The sequence below is a fragment of the Streptomyces sp. CT34 genome (assembly GCF_000805335.1).
Classification (GTDB): domain Bacteria; phylum Actinomycetota; class Actinomycetes; order Streptomycetales; family Streptomycetaceae; genus Streptomyces.
Window position 1 is genome coordinate 5,110,091 of the sequence record NZ_KN708638.1, and the last position, 23,431, is coordinate 5,133,521.

At 73.3% G+C, this 23,431-nt stretch carries 23 protein-coding genes; 8 read left to right on the plus strand and 15 right to left on the minus strand.

Going from position 1 to position 23,431, the window contains the following annotated elements; all coding sequences use genetic code 11:
- A partial coding sequence (locus tag RZ84_RS22395; protein ID WP_063772769.1) for a LysR family transcriptional regulator occupies positions 1–865 on the plus strand: 865 nt, incomplete at its 5' end.
- Positions 866–883: 18 nt separating this feature from the next.
- Here RZ84_RS22395 and RZ84_RS22400 read toward each other — a convergent pair.
- Entirely contained in the window at positions 884–1,651 is a 768-nt protein-coding gene (locus tag RZ84_RS22400) for an alpha/beta hydrolase (protein ID WP_043265788.1), read from the minus strand.
- Positions 1,652–1,754: 103 nt separating this feature from the next.
- Between RZ84_RS22400 and RZ84_RS22405 the strand changes: the two genes are divergently transcribed.
- Positions 1,755–2,915, plus strand: a complete 1,161-nt coding sequence (locus tag RZ84_RS22405) for an adenosine deaminase (RefSeq protein WP_043265789.1) — start codon at positions 1,755–1,757, stop codon at positions 2,913–2,915.
- Positions 2,916–3,058: 143 nt separating this feature from the next.
- On the plus strand, positions 3,059–3,334 hold the full coding sequence (locus RZ84_RS22410; RefSeq protein ID WP_043265790.1) for a hypothetical protein: 276 nt from the start codon (positions 3,059–3,061) through the stop codon (positions 3,332–3,334).
- 103 nt (positions 3,335–3,437) lie between these two features.
- On the opposite strand, the gene RZ84_RS22415 is transcribed toward RZ84_RS22410, so the two are convergent.
- The 5 genes from RZ84_RS22415 to afsQ1 form a co-directional block, all read right to left on the minus strand.
- Entirely contained in the window at positions 3,438–3,647 is a 210-nt protein-coding gene (locus RZ84_RS22415) for a PspC domain-containing protein (RefSeq protein WP_043265791.1), read from the minus strand.
- A gap of 95 nt (positions 3,648–3,742) precedes the next feature.
- Entirely contained in the window at positions 3,743–4,294 is a 552-nt protein-coding gene (locus RZ84_RS22420; RefSeq protein ID WP_043265792.1) for a VanZ family protein, read from the minus strand.
- Positions 4,295–4,417: 123 nt separating this feature from the next.
- Positions 4,418–5,050, minus strand: coding sequence for a hypothetical protein (locus RZ84_RS22425; protein WP_052230097.1), 633 nt, complete (start codon positions 5,048–5,050; stop codon positions 4,418–4,420).
- A complete protein-coding gene (locus tag RZ84_RS22430; RefSeq protein ID WP_052230531.1) occupies positions 5,047–6,636 on the minus strand; it encodes an ATP-binding protein in 1,590 nt (529 codons plus the stop codon). Before RZ84_RS22430 ends, RZ84_RS22425 begins: the two co-directional genes overlap by 4 nt.
- A 230-nt stretch (positions 6,637–6,866) precedes the next feature.
- Positions 6,867–7,544, minus strand: coding sequence for a two-component system response regulator AfsQ1 (gene afsQ1 / locus RZ84_RS22435; protein WP_198540029.1), 678 nt, complete (start codon positions 7,542–7,544; stop codon positions 6,867–6,869).
- A gap of 248 nt (positions 7,545–7,792) precedes the next feature.
- On the opposite strand from afsQ1, the gene RZ84_RS22440 reads away from it, so the two are divergent.
- On the plus strand, positions 7,793–8,614 hold the full coding sequence (locus RZ84_RS22440) for a SigE family RNA polymerase sigma factor (RefSeq protein WP_043265793.1): 822 nt from the start codon (positions 7,793–7,795) through the stop codon (positions 8,612–8,614).
- Between the two features lie 206 nt (positions 8,615–8,820).
- Here RZ84_RS22440 and RZ84_RS22445 read toward each other — a convergent pair whose 3' ends face one another.
- Positions 8,821–9,465 (minus strand): nucleoside/nucleotide kinase family protein, encoded by a 645-nt coding sequence (locus RZ84_RS22445; protein WP_043265794.1) that lies wholly within the window; start codon positions 9,463–9,465, stop codon positions 8,821–8,823.
- A 178-nt stretch (positions 9,466–9,643) separates the two neighbouring features.
- Here RZ84_RS22445 and RZ84_RS22450 point away from each other — a divergent pair, with 178 nt between their 5' ends.
- Positions 9,644–10,072, plus strand: a complete 429-nt coding sequence (locus RZ84_RS22450; protein WP_043265795.1) for a hypothetical protein — start codon at positions 9,644–9,646, stop codon at positions 10,070–10,072.
- Positions 10,073–10,201: 129 nt separating this feature from the next.
- On the opposite strand, the gene RZ84_RS22455 is transcribed toward RZ84_RS22450, so the two are convergent.
- Genes RZ84_RS22455 through deoC form a run of 3 tightly spaced genes read right to left on the minus strand, consistent with a single transcriptional unit; the run spans position 10,202 to position 13,577 of the window.
- Positions 10,202–11,062, minus strand: a complete 861-nt coding sequence (locus tag RZ84_RS22455; protein ID WP_043265796.1) for an aldehyde dehydrogenase family protein — start codon at positions 11,060–11,062, stop codon at positions 10,202–10,204.
- Positions 11,055–12,491 (minus strand): aldehyde dehydrogenase family protein, encoded by a 1,437-nt coding sequence (locus RZ84_RS22460; RefSeq protein ID WP_043265797.1) that lies wholly within the window; start codon positions 12,489–12,491, stop codon positions 11,055–11,057. Before RZ84_RS22460 ends, RZ84_RS22455 begins: the two co-directional genes overlap by 8 nt.
- Positions 12,492–12,497: 6 nt before the next feature.
- Positions 12,498–13,577 (minus strand): deoxyribose-phosphate aldolase, encoded by a 1,080-nt coding sequence (deoC, locus tag RZ84_RS22465; RefSeq protein ID WP_198540158.1) that lies wholly within the window; start codon positions 13,575–13,577, stop codon positions 12,498–12,500.
- Between the two features lie 152 nt (positions 13,578–13,729).
- On the opposite strand from deoC, the gene RZ84_RS22470 reads away from it, so the two are divergent.
- Entirely contained in the window at positions 13,730–14,356 is a 627-nt protein-coding gene (locus RZ84_RS22470) for a PH domain-containing protein (RefSeq protein WP_043265799.1), read from the plus strand.
- A gap of 63 nt (positions 14,357–14,419) precedes the next feature.
- On the opposite strand, the gene RZ84_RS22475 is transcribed toward RZ84_RS22470, so the two are convergent.
- The 4 genes from RZ84_RS22475 to RZ84_RS22490 form a co-directional block, all read right to left on the minus strand.
- Entirely contained in the window at positions 14,420–15,631 is a 1,212-nt protein-coding gene (locus RZ84_RS22475) for a glycosyltransferase family protein (RefSeq protein WP_078894087.1), read from the minus strand.
- Between the two features lie 337 nt (positions 15,632–15,968).
- Positions 15,969–17,651, minus strand: coding sequence for a phospho-sugar mutase (locus tag RZ84_RS22480; protein WP_043265800.1), 1,683 nt, complete (start codon positions 17,649–17,651; stop codon positions 15,969–15,971).
- Positions 17,652–17,801: 150 nt separating this feature from the next.
- Positions 17,802–18,617: a purine-nucleoside phosphorylase gene (locus RZ84_RS22485; RefSeq protein ID WP_043265801.1), complete on the minus strand. Its 816-nt coding sequence runs from the start codon at positions 18,615–18,617 to the stop codon at positions 17,802–17,804.
- 180 nt (positions 18,618–18,797) lie between these two features.
- Positions 18,798–19,235, minus strand: a complete 438-nt coding sequence (locus RZ84_RS22490) for a gamma-glutamylcyclotransferase family protein (RefSeq protein ID WP_043265802.1) — start codon at positions 19,233–19,235, stop codon at positions 18,798–18,800.
- A gap of 140 nt (positions 19,236–19,375) precedes the next feature.
- On the opposite strand from RZ84_RS22490, the gene RZ84_RS22495 reads away from it, so the two are divergent.
- Together RZ84_RS22495 and RZ84_RS22500 are read left to right on the plus strand one after the other, a co-directional pair.
- Positions 19,376–20,845 (plus strand): NAD(P)H-quinone dehydrogenase, encoded by a 1,470-nt coding sequence (locus tag RZ84_RS22495; RefSeq protein WP_198540030.1) that lies wholly within the window; start codon positions 19,376–19,378, stop codon positions 20,843–20,845.
- A 357-nt stretch (positions 20,846–21,202) separates the two neighbouring features.
- Complete coding sequence (locus tag RZ84_RS22500; RefSeq protein ID WP_078894090.1) at positions 21,203–22,186, plus strand: DeoR/GlpR family DNA-binding transcription regulator; 984 nt, start codon at positions 21,203–21,205, stop codon at positions 22,184–22,186.
- Between the two features lie 293 nt (positions 22,187–22,479).
- Here RZ84_RS22500 and RZ84_RS22505 read toward each other — a convergent pair whose 3' ends face one another.
- The gene (locus tag RZ84_RS22505; protein WP_052230532.1) at positions 22,480–23,046 is read right to left on the minus strand and encodes a TetR/AcrR family transcriptional regulator; all 567 of its coding nucleotides are present in this window, start codon (positions 23,044–23,046) and stop codon (positions 22,480–22,482) included.
- Between the last annotated feature and the right edge of the window lie 385 nt (positions 23,047–23,431).

Here is a 23,431-nt window from a genome sequence, read left to right on the forward strand (position 1 = left end):
GTTCGCCGCCGTCGCCCGGCACGAGCACGTCACCCGCGCCGCACACGAACTCGGCATGCCGCAGTCCACCCTCAGCCGCGCCATCGTCCGGCTGGAGCGCGACCTCGGCGTCGCGCTCTTCGCCCGGCACGGCCGCACCCTCTCGCTCACCCCGGCCGGCCGCGGCTTCCTCGCCGCCGCCGAGCGCGCCCTCACCGACCTGGAGCGGGCCACCGACTCGGTCCGCTCCGACGCCGACCCGGCCGCCGGGAAGGTCGCCTTCGGCTTCCTGCACACGCTCGGCCCGGAGACCGTCCCCGGCCTGATCCGCAGCTTCCGCGCCGACCACCCGGGCGTCCGCTTCCAGCTCGTCCAGAACTACGGCGAGGCGATGATCGAACGGCTGCGGGCCGGCGACCTCGACCTCTGCCTGACCTCCCCGGTCCCCGACTACCCCGACCTGGTCGCCCGCCGGCTCGACGAGCAGAAGCTCCGGCTCGTCGTGCCGGGCGACCACCCGCTGGCCGCCCGCAAGCGCATCCGGCTCGCGGAGGCCGCCGGCGAGCTCTTCGTCACCCTCGAACCGGGCTACGGCCTGCGCCGGATCACCGACGCGCTGTGCGCCGAGGCCGGGTTCACCCCGCGCGTCGCGTTCGAGGGCGAGGAGGCCGAAACCCTGCGCGGCCTGGTCGCGGCCGGCCTGGGCGTGGCCCTGCTGCCGCCGCCCGCGGTGCCCCGGCCCGGTGTCGCCGAACTGACCGTGACCGCCCCGCGCGCCGTCCGGGAGATCGGGGTGGCGTGGCTGGACGGTCATCCGGACACCCCGCCGGTGGCCGCGTTCAAGAAGTTCCTGCTGGGTCGGCGGGGCCGGCTGCTGCCCCGCTGAGGGCCGCCGGCCCGCCGCTCAGTACCGCAGCGACCGCCCGAACCCCGACGCCAGCGGCATCCGCAGGCCCAGGGGCGGCGGTGCGGCCAGGGCGTCCTTCACCGGGCGGGCGTAATTCCGGGTGAACAGCGAGCCGAGCATGAAGTCCGCGGCCAGCGCCCAGACTTCGGAGCGGTGCTGGTGCAGCGAGTGGCCGTCGGAGTGCACCTCGAAGCGGCAGGTGTCGCGGTTGACCTTCTTGGCCCGCTCGGCGAAGCGGTAGGAGAGCTCGGGGTCGACCCGCTCGTCGTTGGTGCCGTGCACCAGCAGCACCTGCCGGCCGATGAGCTGCTTGACCGGGTCGGGACCGGTGCCGTCCTGGCGCGGGTTGGGCAGCCAAGGGGCTATCGCCAGAACGGAGTTGACGGCCGGGTGCCCGGCCGCGTGCAGCGCGGCGCGGGCGCCCATGCCGGTACCGACCAGCGCCACCGGGACGTCGCCGTAACGCCGCACCACCTCCTCCAGCGCCCAGGAGGCGTCCCGCGCCGGATGCGCGGCGGCGCCGTTCCAGCCGCGGCAGCGGTAGTGCACCACATGGGCCGTCAGCCCCTCGGGCCGGCCGGCCCGCGCCAGCCGGGTCGCCAGCGGGCGCACCGCGAGCGCCGGCACCGGTGACGGCCGCCGCAGCCCGGTCGGCCCGCCCCCGGGCAACAGGAGAGCGACACCGCTCACCGCCTTGTCCGTCCCCGCCGACCCCAGCGGTCTTCCCAGCCGGGCCTCGCGCACCGGTAGCGCTTGCCGATCCATGACGAGAACGATGGCAGAAGGAGGCGCGCTGTCCACCCTGTGGACGGGTCACTGTTACGTATCGTTCGGTGAGCTCTACGCGCGTAGGGGCTAGAGTGCGGCAATGACGAGCGAGACCAGCAACCTGCCGACCGCCGAACAGATCCGCCGCGCCCCCAAAGTCCTGCTCCACGACCACCTCGACGGCGGGCTGCGGCCCGGCACCGTCGTCGACCTGGCCCGCGAGAACGGATACCCCGGACTCCCCGAAACCGACCCGGAGAAGCTCGGGATCTGGTTCCGCGAGGCCGCCGACTCCGGCTCGCTGGAGCGCTATCTGGAGACCTTCGCGCACACCTGCGCCGTCATGCAGACCCGCGCGGCGCTGACCCGGGTCGCCGCCGAGTGCGCCGAGGACCTGGCCGCCGACGGCGTCGTCTACGCCGAGGTCCGGTACGCCCCCGAGCAGCACCTGGAGGCCGGGCTCAGCCTCGAAGAGGTCGTCGAGGCCGTCAACGACGGCTTCCGGGAGGGCGAACGGCGCGCCCGCGAGAACGGCCACCGCATCCGTGTCGGCGCCCTGCTGACCGCCATGCGGCACGCCGCCCGCGCCCTGGAGATCGCCGAACTCGCCAACCGCTACCGCGACTCGGGCGTCGTCGGCTTCGACATCGCGGGCGCCGAGGCCGGCTACCCGCCCACCCGCCACCTCGACGCCTTCGAATACCTCAAGCGGGAGAACAACCACTTCACCATCCACGCCGGTGAGGCATTCGGTCTGCCCTCCATCTGGCAGGCGCTCCAGTGGTGCGGCGCCGACCGCCTCGGCCACGGCGTCCGCATCATCGACGACATCGAGGTCGGCGAGGACGGCTCCGTCGCCCTCGGCCGGCTCGCCTCGTACGTCCGCGACAAGCGCATCCCGCTGGAGATGTGCCCCACCTCCAACCTCCAGACCGGCGCCGCGAGTTCCTATGCGGAGCACCCCATCGGCCTGCTGCGCCGGCTCCAGTTCCGCCTCACGGTCAACACCGACAACCGCCTGATGAGCGGCACCAGTATGTCGCGGGAATTCGAGCACCTGGTCAGGACATTCCGCTACACGCTCGACGACATGCAGTGGTTCACGGTCAATGCCATGAAGTCGTCCTTCATTCCTTTCGATGAACGTCTGGCCATGATCAATGACGTCATCAAGCCCGGATATGCGGAACTCCGGTCCGAGTGGCTGTTTCGCCAGAGCGCCACGACTCCCCACACCAGCAGGGAATCTGACGCTGGGTGAGTGATCCGGAAAAAAGCCCTAGCGCAACGGCCGGTGAATTGTCCACCGGCCGTTTTTTCCGTGGTGGCGGCTGTTTGCGGCGGCGGTGGCGCAATCACTAGGTTTCTTAGCCGGTCAAGCCCCCAGCACGAGGACGTAATTCGATGAAGCAGACTGTCAAGACTCTCGGCGCCGTCGCGCTCGGCGCCGTTTTCGCCGCCACCGCCGCGGGTGCCGCCTCCGCCGCCCCGGTGGGCAGCTCGATCGGGACCAGCGGGGTGCTGAGCAGCCTGCCGGGCACCACCCAGACCCTCGCCGGCGCCGGTCACGCCAAGAAGGGCGGCAACGGCCCCATCCGGACCCACATCAACTCCCAGTCCCAGGGCAACCAGATCGCCGGGCTGCCCATCGAGCCCCCCATCCCCACCCTGGGCGGCTGACCGGTCGGTCCCCCGCCCCCTAGGGGACACCCCTGCTGTGCCCCGTTCCGTACGTCGTATCCGTACGGAACGGGGCACAGCCATGTCCCGGGCGATCCCCGGACTACCACGCCGCGGCACCGCTCGCCCGGTCCTCCGAGGGGAGGAGCACCCAGAGCGCCAGATAGACCAGGAACTGCGGGCCGGGCAGCAGGCACGAGAGCAGGAAGAGCACCCGCATCGTGGCCGGGCGGGTGCCGAAGCGGCGGGCGAGGCCGGCGCAGACGCCGGCGATCATGCGGTTGTTGGTGGGGCGGACCAGTGCGGCGGCCATGGGGCTGCTCCTTCTCGACGTCCTGCGCGGCGTCTCTCTCGGCCTTCTCGGCCTTCTCGGCTTCTCGGCGGATGCGGGGCGCTCGCCCCGACGCCTCAAAGGTAGGTTCGGCCGCCGGTGAAGACGTCAGCCTGTGGGGCCAGACCGACCCTGGAGATCCTCGGGGCCGCACCCCTGGGACGCTCGTACCGGCGGCGGAGCCGGGACCGGGCCCCGGGGACGACGGCGAGGTGGGCCAGTGCCACCCCCAGGGTGCTCAGCAGCGCGGTGTCGACGTCCGGGACCTGCCCCGGCACCCCGGACTGGAGCACCTCGATGGTCAGCGCGACCATCGCCCCGGCGAAGACCGTACGGGCCAGCGAGCCCAGCGGGGAAACGTTCAACCGGCCGCCCGCCAGCGGCAGCAGCACCCCCAGCGGCGCCAGCAGCAGCACCGAACCGCCCAGGTGCCACACCGCCTGCCAGGTACCGCGCGCCAGCTCGGCGTGGATCGACGCCAGCGGCTCCAGATTCGGCGCCGGCACCCACGGCACCGTACGAGGGCGCAGCATCAGACAGCAGACGATCAGCAGATGCACCACGAGGAGGAGGATTCCGGTGGCGCGCAAACGGGGGGCGACGGTGCCGCCGGGGCCATGACGCTGCACACAGGCCAGGACGCCGGTAGCGGGGGCCGCGGTTCCGCCCCTGCCCGCACCCGGACCGGCCGGACGGTCGGCCGGCCGCGCACCGGGCCCCGGGCGCCGCTCGGGCCCCCGGCGCGGTGCCGCTCAGCTCTGCTCGGACATCGGATCGCCCCAGCCCGTCCGCTGCGCGATGTCCGGATTGGTCAGCACGTCCGCCGAGCAGTCGTAGCGGTGCGGCGCCCCCGCACCCGGGCCGCCCAGCAGGGCCGCGTGCGTCCGGCCCAGCGCACTGCTCGCCCCGTACGTGCACACCAGCTGCGCCAGCGCGAACGACGGCAGATCGTCCGGCTGGACCGACAGCCGCAGCGCCTCTTCCGGGTCGCCGGCCCGCGGCCCGTCGACCCGCAGCCCCCGCGGCAGCACCGTGCTGAACCCGGCCCTGACCTCCTCGGGCAGCGGCTGCCGCCGCAACTCGGCGAGCAGCGTCCGGGCCGACATCAGCCGGACCTCCGCCGCCGTGGTCCCCTTGGGCGGCGGCACCATCCGCTCCACCTGGGCCAGCGCCGAACCGCACACCAGGTAGACCGAGACCTGCACCCTGGCGGTCGCGCCCGGCTCCGGCTCGGCGGCCGGGGCCTTGCAGCTCACCCGCGACGGCGCCCCGCCCGCGTCGACCGGCACGGACGTCCCGCGGATCCCGCAGCCCGCCGCGGTCAGGGCCAGCGCCGCGACCGCCGCGGTGTGCCGCCACGTCCCGGGCCGGATGCACACCGTCATCGCCCGCCCTCCGCGCCCTCGCCGCCACCGCCGGACGTCCCGCCGTCCGCCCGCTGCGCGCCGTCGGCCAGCCGGGAGGCGTCCATCGGCAGCCGCAGGGTGAACACCGCGCCGCCCTCGGGGTGATTGGCCGCGGTGATCTCCCCGCCGTGGATGTGCGCGTTCTCCAGCGCGATCGACAGGCCCAGACCGCTACCCTCCGACCGCGGCCGGGACGCGCTCGCCTTGTAGAAGCGGTCGAAGACGTGCGGCAGGACCTCCTCCGGGATGCCCGGACCGTGGTCCCGCACCCGGATCACCAGCCGCCCGCCCTCGTCCGCCGCGCCCTCGGGCGGCTCCGCGCGCTCCCCGGCCTCCGTGCGCTCCGCGGCGTCCGGACGCTCCGCGGGCTCGGTACGCACCGAGACCCGCACCGGCGAGCCGCCGTGCTTGAGGGCGTTGCCGATCAGATTCGCCAGGATCACATCGAGCCGCCGCGGGTCGAGACGGGCCACGATGCCGCGGTCGGCGTCCAGATCCACCGCGTCCAGCCAGGCCCGCGCGTCGATACAGGCGGTCACCTGGTCGGCGACGTCGACGTCGTCCAGCACCAGCCGGGCCGTCCCCGCGTCGAAGCGGGTGACCTCCATGAGGTTCTCGACGAGATCGTTCAGCCGCCGGGTCTCGCTGACCACCAGCTGCACGGCCGGCGCGATCATCGGGTCGAGGGAGTCCGCCTCCTCCTCCAGCACCTCGGTGACCGCGGTGATCGCGGTCAGCGGGGTGCGCAGCTCGTGCGACATGTCCGCGACGAACCGGCGGGACGCCGCCTCCCGCGTGCTCAGCTCCTCGACGCGCTGCTCCAGCCGCTCCGCCGTACGGTTGAACGTCCGTGACAGATCCGCCAGTTCGTCCGTGCCGGTCACCCGCAGCCGGGTGTCCAGCCGCCCCTCGCCCAGCTGCCGCGCCGCGTACCCCAGCCGCTGTACGGGCCGCAGCACGGTCGTCGCGGCGGCCTGCGCCAGCAGCGCCGAGCCGACCAGCGCCAGCGCCGTCGCGATCCCCAGGGACCAGGCCAGCGAGGTGAGGTCCTGCCGCTCGGTGGCCAGCGACTTCATCATGTAGCCGGTCGGCCCGCCGCCGATCACCTTCGCCCCGGCGACGAGATACGGGACGTCCCCGATCTCCTTGCGCTGCCAGTACAGGTGGTGGGAGAAGTGGTTGGACTCGTCGACCGGGCGCACCTGGTCGACCGCGTTGCGCAGCGACTGCGGGACGCTCCTGAGCGTCAGCAGATCCTTGTTGGTGGTGGCCGCGCACTCCTTGCCCTCGTGGTCCAGCCCGATCAGCAGCACCGTGTAGTTCTGCGGCCCGGCCGCCATCTGCCGTGCGGCGTCCTGGAGTTCGGAGCACCGCGGGCGCAGCGGCAGCGACCGCGTACTGTCCTCCAGCGACTTGCGGAAGTCCTTGAGGACGGCGTTCTGGGTTCGGTCCAGCACCGTGTTGCGGTTGAGCCAGTACGCGATCCCGGACGCCGAGACCGCCGCCGTCAGCGCGACCAGCGCGAACACCACGACCAGCCGCAGCCGCAGGCTCGTCCAGCGCAGCAGCCCGGCGGTCCGGCGCAGCAGCCGGGTGGGGCGGCGGGGGGGCCGGGGGGCGGCGGGTTCGGCGTCGGGGCCGGCGGTGCTTCCCCCGCCCCCTCCCCCTCTCCCCCTTCGGGGGAGGGGGCGGGGGGTGGGTTCGGGGGTGGGGGGGCCTGAGGGCGCTCCCGATTCGGGCGCCGCCCCCGACGCCTCGTCGTCTCCCGGGGAGTGTTCCGTCGGGGAGTTCTCCGTCACTGCGGGGTGTCCAGCCGGTAGCCGACGCCGCGGACCGTGCGGATCAGCGTCGGCGAGGACGGGACGTCCTCCACCTTCGCGCGCAGCCGCTGCACACAGGCGTCCACCAGCCGCGAATCCCCGAGGTAGTCGTGCTCCCACACCAACCGCAGCAGCTGCTGCCGGGACAGCGCCTGACCGGGCCGGCGGCTGAGCTCCAGCAGCAACCGCAGCTCGGTCGGCGTCAGTTGAAGGTCCTCGCCGTTCTTGGTGACCGTCATCGCCGAGCGGTCGATCACCAGCGAACCGAACGTCGCCGAATCGCTGGACTCGCGCTCACCGCGCCGCAGCACGGCCCTGATCCGGGCGTCCAGCACCCGCCCCTGCACCGGCTTGACGACATAGTCGTCCGCACCGGACTCCAGCCCCACCACCACGTCGATGTCGTCACTGCGCGCGGTGAGCAGGATGATCGGCAGCTGGTCCGTACGCCGGATCCGCCGGCACACCTCGAAACCGTCGATGCCCGGCAGCATCACATCCAGCACGATCAGATCCGGCCGCTGCTCGCGCAGCAGTTTCAGGCCGTCCTCGCCCGTCGCCGCGGTCACCACACGGTGACCCTGGCGGGACAGCGAGAGTTCGAGGGCCGTGCGGATGGCGTCGTCGTCCTCGATCAGCAACAGGAAAGGCACCCGGCCATTCTGGCCCATGGTGCGGCGGGAGATCGACCGGTGCCGCGCTGCCACACCCGGCCCGTCCGGATGACGGAGCGCGCCGCACCGTCACCGGCCCTGTGACACGCCTGTGACAGTCGGCGGACACCCCGATGAAACTGGCTTGGCAGTCTTTTGGGCATCCGGAAGAGATCAACACCCGCAACGGTCGAGATCGGCGCCGGGGACACACCGAACGAACTGGCTCAACCGACGGGGGGCGCGAGATGAACACACTGCACGGCACCACTTCCAGCGCGGTGATCACGCGGCTCCACGACATGCGGGCCGGCGAGAATTCCGGTGCGGGTGGGGGCACCTCCCTGCTCGAGCGGAGCCGAGAGCTTGGGGGCGGGCGAGGGTGCGCTCGCGGCACCGGGCGTCAACGGCCGCCGTACATGGTGGCCATTGACGCGACGGTGGTGCACAACGGGCCCAACGGGGGAAACGGGGGCCGGGAGAGCACCGACGGGGGAGCGGAGTACAGGGAGGCGGGGGACCGGCGCACCGCGGCGGAGGCGGCCGAGGCCGAAGCGGCCTTCACCGCCTACGTCCAGGAGCGCCGCGCCTCCCTGTACGCCACCGCCTACCACCTGACCGGCGACCGCTACGAGGCCGAGGACCTGCTCCAGAGCGCGCTGTTCTCGACCTACCGGGCCTGGGACCGGATCAGCGACAAGGCGGCGATCGGCGGTTATCTGCGGCGCACCATGACCAACCTGCACATCAGCGCCTGGCGCCGCCGCAAGCTCAACGAGTACCCGACCGAGGAACTGCCCGAGACCGCCGGCGACGTGGACGCGATGCGCGGCACCGAGCTGCGCGCCGTCCTGTGGCAGGCGCTGGCCCGGCTGCCGGAGACGCAGCGCACCATGCTGGTGCTGCGCTACTACGAAGGCCGCACGGACCCGGAGATCGCGGACATCCTCAACATCAGTGTCGGCACGGTCAAGTCCAGCATCTGGCGCTCGCTGCGCCGGCTGCGCGAGGACGAGGCCCTCAGCTTCGGCCGTGACGAGGAGGAGTCCTTCGGCGAACTGGTCGCCTGAGGACGGGGGGAACGCCCGAGGGGGCGGAAAACCCGAGGGGGATCCGGGGGGAGAGCCCGAGGGGGAACACGGGGGATACGGGGGAAGCAGGGGGGACACGGGGGAAACGAGCGGGTTCGGCCGGCCGGGGGGTCTGTCCGAACCCGCTCTCCCGTTTTCGCCGGCAGTCGCCCCGCACCAACCGTCGCCGCCAACGGCCGTACCGTTCAGGACCGTACGGCCGTCCCGACCGGCTCTGCGGACCGGGCCGCCGCTATGCGTTCCAGCGCCTCCGGCCTGGCGCACGCGTAGGCGCCCAGCGAGGTGTGCCGGGCCACGATGGTCCGCTCGGTGCGCAGCAGCCGCAGTCCGCGGCGCAGCAGATACGGCGCCGGCTTGCGGCCCTCGCGCAGATCCCGCAGCAGCCGCCGGCGGAAGGTCGTCGTGGGGCGCCCGCGCAGGCACAGCGCGTCGGCCAGCAGGCCCGCCTCCCGGCAGCGGTCGATGACGTCGGCGGCGAAGATGCCCTCGGCGATGAACAGCGGAGCCCCGTCGAGCGCCAGCCGCGACGAGCCCACCCGGGCGCTGACCGAGATGTCGTACACCGGAACCGCGGTGCGACCCGTGCGGCACAGCGTCTCGATGGCCGCGACCGCGGCGCCCGCGTCCCAGGAGAGCGGCGAGTCCCAGTCGGCGCCGCCGCCGTCCGGCAGCTGCGGCAGCGTCGGGTCCGTGCCCTCCTTGTAGAAGTCGTCGAGGTTCAGCACGGGCAGGCCGGTCAGCGCCGCCAGGGAGGTCTTCCCGGAGCCGGACGGACCGGTCAGCAGCAGGACATGGGCAACGGGGGGCCGGGTGGGCGGGTGGGAGGTCACGGGTATCCATTGTCGGGCATTGCGCCGTGGGGGGTACCCCTGGCGCGCGAGGTGGAACGGCCGCCACCTGTCAACTACGCTACGCATTCAATCGATTACGCAGCGCTGGCGGCCCGGGTGCCGTCCGCCTGTGTGACCGGTGGAGATTCTCGCTTTCCGATTCACAGGCAGGTGGCAGATGCCCTCCCACGCACGTCCCAACCCCGGCCGCGTCCCGCGCGGTGTGCTCCGCGCCGGACTGGTGATCTCCGCGGCCGGTGCCGCGATGGCGGGTGGTGCGGCGGCGAGCGCCGCGCCCGCGCACGCTCCCACGCACGGTCCCGCGCACAATTCCGCGGCCTCCTGGGTGTCCGCGCCGGAGTCCGGCGGCATGTCGCTGAACGCCGCGGTCAAGCACGGCTCGCGCGGCGGCCTCGGCCCCGTCAAGGACCTCCGGCTGGACCCGATGTCCAACACCGGCGTCGATCCGCTGGCCAATGCCGTCGGCACCCAGGTCGCCGACTTCAAGCCGGTGAGCACGGCGCAGCTGACGGACCCGGTGACGAAGGGCGGCACGCTGCGGACGCTGCCGGTCACCGGTCTGATGATGCGGACCCTGCCCGGCTGACGCACCGCGGCGGCCCGCACAACGGCGCGGGACCCCACCCCTGTCGGGTGAGGTCCCGCGCCGTTCGCCGTGCGCCGTTCGTACGGGCAACCGCTCCGCCGAAGTCCGGTCAGACGCCCAGAAGTCCGGTCAGACGCCCATCGGGTGCCAGACCGTCTTCGTCTCCAGGAAGGCCAGCAGCCGTTCCGTGCCCGGGTCCGCCGTCCAGTCGGCGGCCCGCGGGCGCAGCACCCGCTTGAGGTTGTCGGCCGCCGCCGTCTCCAGCTCCCCGGCCAGTTCCGCGCCGGCGCCGGTGAGGTCGATGGCGTTGACGTCCTGGTGGGCGGCGAGCGGAGCGGCGAGCTCCGCCGTACGGCCCGAGAGGAGGTTGACCACACCGCCCGGCAGGTCGGAGGTGGCCAGCACCTCGGCCAGCGACAGCGCCGGCAGCGGGGCCCGCTCCGACGCCACGACCACGGCCGTGTTGCCGGTGACGATCGCCGGGGCGATCACCGAGACCAGGCCCAGGAACGACGAGTCCTGCGGGGCCAGCACGGCGACCACACCGGTCGGTTCCGGGGCGGACAGGTTGAAGTACGGGCCCGCGACCGGGTTCGCCGAGCCGGCGATCTGGGCGACCTTGTCGGACCAGCCCGCGTACCAGACCCAGCGGTCGATCGCCGCGTCCACCTGGGCCGCGGCCTTCGCCCTCGACAGCCCCTCGGCGTCCGCCACTTCGGCGGTGAACTGGTCCCGGCGGCCCTCCAGCATCTCCGCGGTGCGGTAGAGGATCTGGCCGCGGTTGTACGCGGTGGCGCCCGACCAGCCGCCGAACGCCTTGCGGGCGGCGACCACCGCGTCCCGCGCGTCCTTACGGGAGGCCAGCGGGGCGTTGGCGCGCCAGTTGCCTTTAGCGTCGGTCACCTCGTACACCCGCCCGCTCTCGGACCGGGGGAACTTGCCCCCGACGTACAGCTTGTAGGTCTTGAGAACGCTCAAGCGATCAGACATTGAGGTACGCCTCCAGACCGTGCCGGCCGCCCTCGCGGCCGAAACCCGACTCCTTGTAGCCGCCGAACGGCGAGGCCGGGTCGAACTTGTTGAACGTGTTGGACCAGATGACGCCCGCGCGCAGCCTGCTCGCCATCCACAGCATCCGCGAACCCTTCTCGGTCCAGATGCCCGCCGACAGGCCGTACGGCGTGTTGTTGGCCTTGGCCACCGCCTCCTCCGGCGTACGGAAGGTCAGCACGGACAGCACCGGGCCGAAGACCTCCTCGCGGGCGATCCGGTGCGCCTGGGTGACGCCGGTGAACAGCGTCGGCGCGAACCAGTAGCCGGAGCCCGGCAGTTCGCACGCCGGCGACCAGCGCTCGGCGCCCTCGGCCTCGCCCGCGTCGGCGAGCTCGGTGATCCGGGCCAGCTGCTCGGCCGAGTTGATCGCGCCGATGTCGGTGTTCTTGTCGAGCGGGTCGCCGACCCGGAGGGTCGCCATCCGCCGCTTCAGCGCGTCCAGCACCTCGTCCTGGACCGACTCCTGGACCAGCAGCCGCGAACCGGCGCAGCAGACGTGGCCCTGGTTGAAGAAGATGCCGTTGACGATGCCCTCGACGGCCTGGTCGACCGGTGCGTCGTCGAAGACGATGTTGGCCGCCTTGCCGCCCAGTTCGAGGGTGAGCTTCTTGTCCGTACCGGCGACCGTGCGGGCGATCGCCTTGCCGACCTCGGTGGAGCCGGTGAAGGCGACCTTGTCGATGCCGGGGTGGGCCACCAGCGCGGCACCGGTCGATCCGTCACCGGTGACGATGTTGACGACGCCCTTGGGGAGGCCCGCCTGGCGGCAGATGTCGGCGAAGAACAGCGCGGACAGCGGGGTGGTCTCGGCGGGCTTGAGGACGACGGTGTTGCCGCAGGCCAGCGCCGGGGCGACCTTCCACGCCAGCATCAGGAGCGGGAAGTTCCACGGGATGACCTGGCCGGCCACGCCCAGCGGCTTCGGGTCAGCGCCGAAGCCGGCGTGGTCGAGCTTGTCCGCCCAGCCCGCGTAGTAGAAGAAGTGCGCGGCCACCAGCGGCAGATCGGCGTCCCGCGACTCGCGGATCGGCTTGCCGTTGTCCAGCGTCTCCAGGACGGCCAGCTCGCGCGAGCGCTCCTGGATGATCCGGGCGATCCGGAAGAGGTACTTGGCGCGCTCGGCGCCGGGCAGCGCGGACCACTTCCCGAACGCGGTGCGGGCCGCCTTCACGGCCCGGTCGACGTCGTCGGCGGTCCCCTGGGTGTACTCGGCCAGCACCTCTTCGGTGGCGGGCGAGACGGTCTTGCGCAGGTCCGCGCCGGTGCCCTCGGTGAACTCGCCGTCGATGAACAGGCCGTATGCCGGTGCCAGGTCGACGACCGCGCGGGACTCGGGCGCGGGTGCGTAGTCAAATGCTGAGCTCATAGCGGTTCAGTCCACCGTCACGTAGTCGGGGCCGGAGTAGCGGCCGGTGCTGAGCTTCTGACGCTGCATCAGCAGATCGTCGAGGAGGCTGGAGGCGCCGAAGCGGAACCAGTCGGCGGTCAGCCAGTCCTCGCCCACCGTCTCGTTGACCATCACCAGGTACTTGATCGCGTCCTTGGTGGTGCGGATGCCGCCGGCCGGCTTCACGCCGACCTGGACACCGGCCTGCGCGCGGAAGTCGCGGACGGCTTCGAGCATGAGGAGGGTGACCGGCGGCGTGGCGTTCACGGCCACCTTGCCCGTCGAGGTCTTGATGAAGTCGGCGCCCGCGAGCATCGCGAGCCAGGAGGCCCGGCGCACGTTGTCGTACGTCTGGAGCTCGCCGGTCTCCAGGATCACCTTGAGGTGGGCGGCAGTCCGTCCCCCGGTCTCCGACCGGGAGGTGCCCCCAGGCCGCGCGCACGCCTCCTTGACGGCCTTGATCTCCTCGAGGACCTCCAGATAGCGGCCGGAGAGGAAGGCACCCCGGTCGATCACCATGTCGATCTCGTCGGCGCCGGCCGCCACCGCGTCCCGGGTGTCGGCCAGCTTGACCGGCAGTGCCGCCCGGCCCGCCGGGAAGGCGGTGGCGACGGAGGCGACATGGATGCCGGAACCGGCCAGCGCCTCCTTGGCGGTGGCGACCATGTCCGGATAGACGCAGATCGCCGCGACCTTGGGGGCGGACCGGTCCGGCTCGGCGTCCGGGGACTCGTTGCCGAGCCGGGGCGGAGCGTGGCGGAGCGGGTCCGGGTGGATGCCCTTGGCGCACAGCGCCCGGACCTTGCCGGGGGTGTCCGCGCCTTCGAGCGTCGTCAGGTCGATCATCGAGATGGCCAGGTCGATGGCGTACGCCTTCGCCGTGGTCTTGATCGAACGGGTGCCGAGCGCGGCGGCGCGGGCCTGGAGCCCTACCGCGTCGACGCCGGGGAGTCCGTGCAGGAAACGGCGCAGCGCTCCGTCGGAGGCGGTCACGTCCGCCATCGACGCCAGTCGCCCCGCGGCTTCGTTGCCGGATGCGGGTACTTCCGAAATGGCAGTGGGCATGGTCACGAGGGGAGCATATCTACGCGCGTAGCGACATGCCAGCCCCCCGGCCCTGACCGGAACGCGCACCCGCCGGCGGACCGCCCCGGCGCGCCGTCATCGATGCCGTAACGCAATGTCCGCACTGCGGACGGTCGGGCAGAATCGGCGGCATGACGAGCCCGGACCGCTCCAACCCGCCCCAGCAGCAGTTCGCGGAGCGCAGCTACCGCTCGCCCGCGGCCCTGGCCGGCGGTGCGCTGCTCCTCCTGCTCGGCCTCTGGCTCGGCGCCGACGCGGTGCTGCGCGGCACCGTCCACACCAAGCTCACCGCGGTCTTCGTCCTCCTCCTCGGCGTGCCGCTGGTCGTCGCCTTCACGCTCCGGCCCCTGGTCCGGGCGGGCGCGGACCGGCTGACGGTGCGCAACCCGTTCCGTACGATCACGCTGCCCTGGTCCGCCGTCGAGGAGCTGCGGGCGACCTTCTCCGCCGAGGTGCTGACCGACGGAGGCAAGTACCAGCTCTGGGCCATCCCGGTCTCGCTGCGCCAGCGCAAGAAAGCCGCCCGGCAGCCGGCCCGCGGCGCGGGCGCGGCCCGGCCCCGCTTCGGGCTCCAGGCGGACGCCGGTCCGGTGCCGCGCGCGATGGCCGACCAGACCCTGGAGGAACTGCGCGAGATCAAGGAACGCGCGGCCCACCGTGAGAGCGCGCGGGGCGAGCCGGAGGTGCGCTGGGCGTACGAGGTCATCGCGCCGAGCGTGGCCGGCGCGGTGGGGCTCGCGGTGCTGCTGGCGCTGTAGCGGCTGTAGAGCTTGTCCGATGGGTCAGGGCCGGACCGGCCCTGGCGGCGCCGGTCCCGCGGCCTACGGCGCACCGGTGTACACCAGCATCATGTACGCGCCCACGTAGGCCGACGCCAACGCCGCACCGCCCAGCGCCAGTACGGCCGTCCGGCGCCGCGCCCGGACGATCCCGCGGGCCAGCGGCAGCAGCAGCGGGAATCCGGGCAGCAGGAAGCGGGCGCGCGGGAAGTACACCCCGCCGCTGCCCAGCACGATCGCCAGCAGCACACCGCTGAACACCAGCAGCGGCAGCGGCTGACGGTCGGCCAGACACAGCACGTACAGCACGCCGGAGCCGATCAGCACCAGCGACACCACGACGTAGAACAGCTGCGGCTGAGTCTGGTAGCCGAGGATCGAGCGGAGCGAGCGCAGCGTCTCGGCGCCGCCGTCCCACTCGTTGTGCCACATCTTCTGGACCACGAAGTAGCCGTCGGCGCGGCCGAGTCGCAGCCCCACCCAGCCGACGTAGCCGAGCCAGCCGAGCGGCGCGAGGAGCGCGGCGGCGAGCAGCCGGGGGGCGGGCGCGGCGGACGCGACACCGCCGGGCCGCCGCCGGAGGGCGAGCAGCGCGCACAGCGAGACCGCCGCGGCGAGCGCCAGGCCCGTGGGGCGGGTCAGGCCGGCGAGCAGCGCGAGGCCGCCGGCCGCCAGCCAGCGCCCGGTCAGCACCGCGTACAGCGACCAGGCGGCCAGCGCCGTGAACAGCGACTCCGTGTAGCCCATCCACTCGATCACGGCGACCGGGGCGGTGCCCCACAGGACCGCCAGGACGGTGCCGACCCGGCGCCCGTGGAGCCGGTCGCCGACCGCGAAGACCCCCCACGCGGCGAGCAGCGAGCAGCCGACGGCGATCAGCAGCCCGGCCGTGGGCCGGGAGCCGGGTATGGCCGCGGCGACGGCCTTGATGAGCACCGGGTAGAGGGGGAAGAAGGCGAGGTTGTTCTCGTGGAAGGGGTGGCCGAGGGTGTGCTCGTAGCCGTGGCCGGCGATGGCGAGGTACCAGTCCGAGTCCCACTGGGTGGCCAGCAGCGGCCACAGCCCGTGGTGCAGGGCGTGCGCCCACTTCATCAGGACGAGGGTCCCCAGGGCCCGGACGGCCGCATAGCCGAGCAGTGCGGGCGCGGCCCTGCGGAGCGCCGCGGCCAGGGCGCCGGTCGTCTCGTACCGCCGGGACGGCGGCGGCCCCGGGGGCGCCGGGGCGGCGGCGGGCGGGGGTGCGGTCGTGGACACGGCGCAACTCCTGGAGGACGGGAACCGGGCACGGGGAACGTCCGGCTCCAGCGTTCCGCGCTCCGGCCCGCACCGCCGCGGAGAGCTGCGACAGGTGCAGTAGGGCTGTCACCCGTAAGGGCCGGGCCCGGGCGGGCCGGAGCCCGGCCGGGCGCCTCACCCACGGTTCCGCGGACGGTGGGGACCGACGCCGAGGGGGTCATCGAGTACGGGGAACGGTGCCTGCCGCCCCGCTTCACGATCGGGTACGAGTACCGGGCTTGACGGCTGTCGGGACGGAAACGAGGGCCCGGCTCTCGTGAGCCCGGCCCTCGTTGCGCGTTCGCTTGACGGTGTGTCAGACCCCTGCCGCCGCCGACAGATCCCGCTTGATGGCCGCCAGGGTGGCCGCCGCCCTGGTCCGTGCGTCCGGCAGCGCCGCCGCGTCGGCCACCGGGACCACGACCTCCAGATAGCACTTGAGCTTCGGCTCGGTGCCGCTGGGGCGGACCACGACCCGGGCCGCCTCGATGCCGTCCGCCGGCGCGCCCGCCAGGTAGTAGCGCAGCCCGTCGGTCGGCGGGAGGTCGGCACTGCCCTCGTTCAGGTCGTCCGCCCGCGTCACCGCCAGGCCGGCCGGCGCCGTCGGCGGCTGGGCGCGCAGGCGGCGCATCGCGTCGGCGATCAGGGAGAGGTCCTCGACGCGGACCGAGAGCTGGTCGGTGGCGTGCAGGCCGAACTCCACGGCCAGTTCGTCGAGGAGGTCGGCCAGGCCGCGCCCGTCCCGCTTCAGCTCCGCGGCCAGCTCGGTGATCAGCAGCGCGGCGGTGATGCCGTCCTTGTCGCGGACGCCCTCGGGGTCGACGCAGTAGCCCAGCGCCTCCTCGTAGGCGTAGCGCAGGCCGTCGGTGCGGGCCAGCCACTTGAAGCCGGTCAGCGTCTCCGCGTACGGGAGCGAGGCGCCCGCCGCGATACGGGACATCAGCTGGGAGGAGACGATCGTGGTCGCGAAGGTGCCGGTGGCGCCCTTGCGGACCAGGTGCGCGGCGAGCAGTGCGCCGACCTCGTCGCCGCGCAGCATCCGCCAGCCCTCCGGCGTACCGGGGGCGGGCACGGCGACGGCGCAGCGGTCCGCGTCCGGGTCGTTGGCGATGACGATGTCGACGCTGCCCGGGGCCAGGGAGCGGGCGGTGGCGAACGCGAGGTCCATCGCGCCCGGCTCCTCCGGGTTGGGGAAGGCGACCGTGGGGAAGTCCGGGTCGGGCTCGGCCTGTTCGGCGACGACCGCGGGGGCCGGGAAGCCGGCCCGTGCGAAGGCGGCGACCAGGGTGTCCCGGCCGACGCCGTGCATCGGCGTGTAGACGACGCCGATGTCCCGGGCCGACCCGGGGGTCAGCACCGCGTCCGTGCGCTCCAGATAGGCGGTCAGCACGGCCTCGTCGAGGGTCTCCCAGCCCGCCTCCGGGCGGGGCACGTCGGCCAGCGACCGGACCGCGGCGATCCGCTCGGCGATCCCGGCGTCCGCGGGCGGCACGATCTGCGAGCCGTCGCCCAGGTAGACCTTGTAGCCGTTGTCCCGCGGCGGGTTGTGGCTGGCGGTCACCTCGACGCCGGCCACCGCGCCCAGGTGCCGGATGGCGAAGGCCAGTACGGGGGTCGGCAGCGGGCGGGGCAGGACCGCGGCGCGCAGACCCGCACCGACCATGACCGCCGCGGTGTCCCGCGCGAAGTCGGCGCTCTTGTAGCGGGCGTCGTAGCCGATGACGACGAGGCCCCCGTCCTGCCCGCTGTCCTTCAGGTACGCGGCGAGCCCGGCCGCCGCCCGGATGACGACGGCGCGGTTCATCCGCATCGGACCGGCGCCCAGCTCGCCGCGCAGCCCGGCGGTACCGAACTGGAGGGTGCCGGCGAACCGACCCGCCAGCTCGTCGAGATCCTCCGCCTCGATGAGCTTGGCGAGCTCGTCCCGGGTCTCCGGGTCGGGGTCCTCGGCCAGCCACGCCTGTGCCCGGCTGATCAGCTCCGCGGGAACGGTAGCCACGTGATGCTCCTGCCTGTGGATGCGTTGTGGGGGATGCGTACGGTCCGGCCGGCCCCGCCGGCGGCAGCCGCCGGCCCGTGCCCGGCCTCGCCGGCAGCTGGATTCTGCCGCTGCGAGCCGGTCCCGGGCCGGTTCCGGCCGGGGTCCGCCCTAGATCTTGGCGAGGACCTGGCCGAGCAGCGCGCCCATCCGGGTCGCGGAGTCGCGGCCGGCCTGGAGCACCTCTTCGTGGTTGAGCGGCTCGCCCGTCATGCCGGCGGCGAGGTTCGTCACCAGCGACAGGCCCAGCACCTCGGCGCCGGCCTCGCGGGCGGCGATGGCCTCCAGGACCGTGGACATGCCGACGAGGTCGGCGCCCAGGGTGCGGATCATCTTGATCTCGGCCGGGGTCTCGTAGTGCGGGCCGGGGAACTGGGCGTAGACGCCCTCCTCCAGGCTCGGGTCGACCTCCTTGCACAGCGCGCGCAGCCGCGGCGAGTACAGGTCCGTCAGGTCGACGAAGTTCGCGCCGATGATGGGGGAGGTGGCGGTGAGGTTGAGGTGGTCGCTGATCAGGACCGGCTGGCCGGGGCGCATGCCGTCGCGCAGGCCGCCGCAGCCGTTGGTGAGGACGACGGTCTTGCAGCCGGCGGCGACGGCGGTGCGGACGCCGTGCGCGACGGCGGCGACGCCGCGGCCCTCGTAGTAGTGGGTGCGGCCCAGGAAGACCAGGGCGCGCTTCTCGCCGATCCGGTACGAGCGGATCTTGCCACCGTGGCCGGCGACGGCGGGCGGCGGGAAGCCGGGCAGCTCGGTGACGGGGAATTCGTGCTCGGGCGCGCCCAGGGCCTCGGCGGCCGGGGCCCAACCGGAGCCCATGACCAGGGCGACGTCGTGGCTCTCGGCGCCGGTGAGCTCGCGGAGGCGGGCGGCTGCGGCGCCGGCGGCGCCCTGCGGGTCGATGTCCGGGGTAACAGATGCGTTCACGCGGACGAGGGTAGCCGGTAATCCCCTACGCGCGTAGATGTCGCTGCCCACGGCGCTGGGAACGGACGCTTGTGGCTTCTGCCAAATGGGTGGGTCGCCTTGCGCCGCGGCGCGGGCGCACCCGGCCGCCCGGCCGGCGGGCCGCACCCGGCCCGGCCGGCGGCGGCACCCGCCGGCCCGTCAGCAGGGCCGCTTGCGGATCTCCATCACGTAGTCGTGCGGGGCGCCGGCGGACTCCGCGGCGTCGGCGATCTCGCCCAGGTAGCGGGCCGAGGGGAGGCCGCCCTCATAGCCGTTGAGGACGTAGATCCAGGCGGCCTCGTCGCCGTCGAGGGTGTGCACCCGGACCCGCATGCGGCGGTAGATGTCCAGGCCGACGCCCTCCCAGCGGTCCATCGACTCCTCGTCCATGGGGGCGATGTCGTAGAGCGCGACGAAGAGCTGGGAGCCGGGGTCCTCGACGACCGTCGCCAGGGCGCCCTCCCAGCCCATCTGCTCGCCGCCGAACGTGAGCCGCCAGCCGTTGAGCCAGCCGGTGCCGCGCAGCGGCGAGTGCGGTGCGCGGCGGGACATCAGCCGCGCGTCGAGGTTGCCGGCGTACGCGGCGTAGAGCGACATGCTTCCGAGGGTACGGGAGGTTCCTCGATGGGCTCGTGGTACCGGAGGTTCGACCAACGGGGCTGGCGAGAGCACGGACCGGCGCCCGCCCGGCGGTGTCCGCGCCCCCGGGCGAGAGCTACGTACGGGCGTGCGGGACAATGGAGTACGTGACTCGGATCGTGATCATCGGTGGTGGACCCGGCGGATACGAAGCGGCCCTGGTGGGCGCTTCGCTCGGCGCGGAGGTGACCGTCGTCGACTGCGACGGTCTGGGTGGAGCATCGGTGCTGACCGACTGCGTCCCGTCGAAGACCCTCATCGCCACGGCCGAGGTGATGACGAACTTCGACTCCTCGTACGAGGAGCTCGGGATCAGGGTCGAGGACATCGCGTCCGACGGCGGCTCCGCCGCGGGCCCCTACAAGGAGCGCCCGGCGCGGGTCGTCGGCGTCGACCTCGGCAAGGTCAACCGACGGGTGAAGCGGCTGGCGCTGGCCCAGTCGCACGACATCACCGCCTCCGTCACGCGGGCCGGCGGCCGGGTCATGCGCGGGCGCGGCCGGCTGGAGCCGGGGCAGGCGCCGGACGGGTCCCGGAAGGTCACGGTCACCGCCGCCGACGGCGCGACCGAGGGGCTGATCGCCGACGCCGTGCTGATCGCCACGGGCGCGCACCCGCGCGAGATCCCCGACGCGCTCCCGGACGGCGAGCGGATCCTGAACTGGACGCAGGTCTACGACCTCACGGAGCTGCCCGAGGAGCTCATCGTGGTCGGCTCCGGTGTCACCGGTGCCGAGTTCGCCGGCGCCTACCAGGCGCTCGGCTCCCGCGTCACCCTGGTCTCCTCCCGTGACCGGGTGCTGCCGGGCGAGGACCCGGACGCCGCCGCGGTGCTGGAGGACGTCTTCCGCCGCCGCGGCATGAACGTGATGGCACGTTCTCGCGCCCAGTCCGCCAAGCGGGTGGGCGACCGCGTCGAGGTCACCCTCGCGGACGGCCGGACGATCTCCGGAACGCACTGCCTGATGGCGGTCGGCTCCATCCCCAACACGGAGGGCATCGGACTGGAGTCGGCCGGGGTCAGGCTGAAGGACTCCGGCCACATCTGGACCGACAAGGTCTCGCGCACCACGGCCCCCGGGGTGTACGCCGCGGGCGACTGCACCGGCGTCTTCGCGCTGGCGTCGGTCGCCGCCATGCAGGGGCGGATCGCGATGTACCACTTCCTCGGCGACGCGGTGACGCCGCTGAACCTCAAGACGGTCTCCGCGAACGTCTTCACCGACCCCGAGATCGCCACCGTCGGCTACTCCCAGGCCGACATCGACGGCGGCGTGATCGACGCCCGGGTGGTCAAGCTTCCGCTGCTGCGCAATCCGCGCGCCAAGATGCAGGGCATCCGCGACGGCTTCGTGAAGCTGTTCTGCCGACCCGGTACGGGCATCGTGGTCGGCGGCGTGGTCGTCTCGCCGCGCGCCAGTGAACTGATCCACCCGATCTCGATCGCGGTCGACAACAACCTGACCGTCGAGCAGATCGCCAGCGCCTTCACGGTCTACCCGTCGCTGTCCGGATCGATCGCCGAGGTCGCCCGCCAGCTCCACACCCGCAAGGCCGCCAGCGAGTAGCGCCTGTCCGACCCCGGCCCACCGGACAGGCCCCGGCGAACCGCCCGTACGGCGGGCAGCGGCGGGGCGCCGGGCGGGTGAGCGGCGCACGGAACAGCATGGAATATTTGTGCCCCCGGTGGGCACTTGGGGTGAAACGGTCCTGCATGGTCAGGATCGGGCAACCCGTCCCCGGGGGGCCGCGCCCGCCGGGTCGGGAGCGTAACTGACCAGGCATCGAGCACGTTTGGGTACGTAGGGTGACGGGGCACAGCATGTGCATGCCGCATATCACGTCACGCGGTGCCGTGTGAACAACTTCCGTTAATTGGTGCAACCTGCTGAAAACAGACGGTCGTTGGCGTTACTGTCAGTTTCGTGTTCGCTGCAGAACGTCGCCAATTGATCCTAGAAATGGTGCGTGCGAACGGAGCCGTGTCGCTCCGGGAGCTCGCCCGCGTCGTCCAGACCTCTGAAGTAACCGTACGGCGCGACGTGCGGGCGCTGGAGGCGGAGGGACTGCTCGACCGCCGGCACGGCGGTGCGGTCCTACCGGGTGGCTTCACCCGGGAGTCCGGCTTCCCGCAGAAATCCCACCTCGCGACCGCGGAGAAGACGGCCATCGCCGACCTCGCGGCGGGCTTCGTCGAAGAGGGCGAAGCCATCGTCGTCGGCGCCGGGACGACCACCCAGGAGCTGGCCCGCCGGCTCGCCCGGGTCCCCGGCCTGACCGTCGTCACCAACTCCCTGCTTGTCGCCCAGGCGTTGGCCCATGCCAACCGCGTGGAGGTGGTGATGACCGGCGGGACCCTGCGCGGTTCCAACTACGCGCTGGTCGGCAGCGGGGCCGAGCAGTCGCTGCAAGGGCTGCGGGTCTCGCGCGCCTTCCTGTCGGGCAGCGGCCTGACCGCGGAGCGCGGGCTGTCCACCTCCAACATGCTCTCCGCCAGCGTCGACCGGGCGCTGGTGCAGGCGGCGGGGGAGGTGGTGGTGCTCGCCGACCACACCAAGCTCGGCTCCGACACGATGTTCCAGACCGTGCCGACGGACGTCATCACCCGGCTCGTGACGGACGAGCCGCCGGCCCATGACGACCGCGCCGCAACGGAGTTGCAGGCGCTGGCCGACCAGGGCGTCCAGATCGCCGTCGCCAGCGGCTCACCCGTCGGGCAGGGGCCGGGCCAGCCGGGCATCGACGCCGCTCCGCCGGAGCGCCGGGGCCCGCGGCGGGACGTACCGCTGCCGGGCCAGCGGCGCAGCCACCCGGGCGGCGCGGCCGGTGCCCCGCAGCTGCGTTCCGCGGGCTCGCTCGCGGACGGGCCGGGCGGCCGGGTGGCCGACCTGGCACCCCGGCGCCGCTGAACGGCCGGGCGGGGGCCGGCGGCCGTCGCGGCGGCAGGGCTTCCGCCCTGCCCACCCGACGGGCAGCCCTGGGCCCTGTCGTCAATCTCCCGTCGTCCGCCCGAAGGGCGGGTCGGGCGGCGTCCGGTGCGTGCTCTCGGCGTGCCGGGCGACGGCCCCTGTAGTGGAGTTGGAGTACCGGGGGCGTTGCCCGGTGCGGCGAAGGGGGTCCCCGCCCGAGCCGCGCGAAGCCGGTTCGAGGGTGGGGGCGCGTGCAGGGCGCCGGCAGGCAGGCGGGAGTCTGACGACAGGCCCTAGCCCCCCGCTCCCGTGGCGCCCGCCTTGAGACCGCGGAGTGTCAGCGTCAGCAGCCGGTCGGGCAGCTCCGGGTCGTCGGGGGACTCCTCGGCGGCCAGCGCGATGCCGTTGGTGAGCTGCATCAGGTCGTTGATGCCGACGTCGCGGCGGACCGCGCCGGCCTGCTGGGCGCGGGCCAGCAGCGCGCCGCCGGCCTCCCGCATCGGCACGCTGCACCGCGCCATCCCCGAGGACTCGTCGGCCGACGCCGACATCAGGGCCCGGGACAGACCGCGGTAGGTGCTGGCGTGGGTGATGATCGCGCGCAGCCAGTCGACCAGCGCGGTGCACGGCTGCGGGGCGTCGGCCAGTTCCCTGGCGTAGGTCAGCAGGGCGTCGACCTCGCCCTGGAAGACCGCGCCCATCAGGGCGGTGCGGTTGGGGAAGTGCCGGTAGAGCGTGCCGATGCCGACGCCGGCGCGGCGGGCGATGTCCTCCAGCGAGGTGTCCGTGCCGTGCTCCGTGAAGGCCGTACGGGCCTCGGTCAGCAGCCGCTCGTAGTTGCGGCGCGCATCGGCCCGCATGGGGCGTACGGTGGGCGCCCCCGCCGGTGCGTGCGCCGCCGCGGCCCGCTCCGCCTGCCGCCGCCCTGCCGTCTCGGTCGCCATCGCCCGTCCTTCCTCGATCCGGCCGGTCCCGCCCGGATGCGTCCAGGATGCCATCGCGCCGGCGGGGACCGGGCCGGGACGTACGCCCCCGAGGGCCGGTGGACGGGCGGCGGCCGGCGGGTGACGCTCCGGGGTACCGCAGCCGACGGCTGGCCGAACTCCTCGGAAAGGCCGCAACGTCACCGTTCCAAGGGCCATCAAACCTGGCGCAATGAGGTCTTCCGGGGGCTTCCGGAGGCCGCTGGAACACGTTGCGTGGCGACCGGCCGCCGTAGGGACCGGCGGGGGGGGGGCGCCGCGG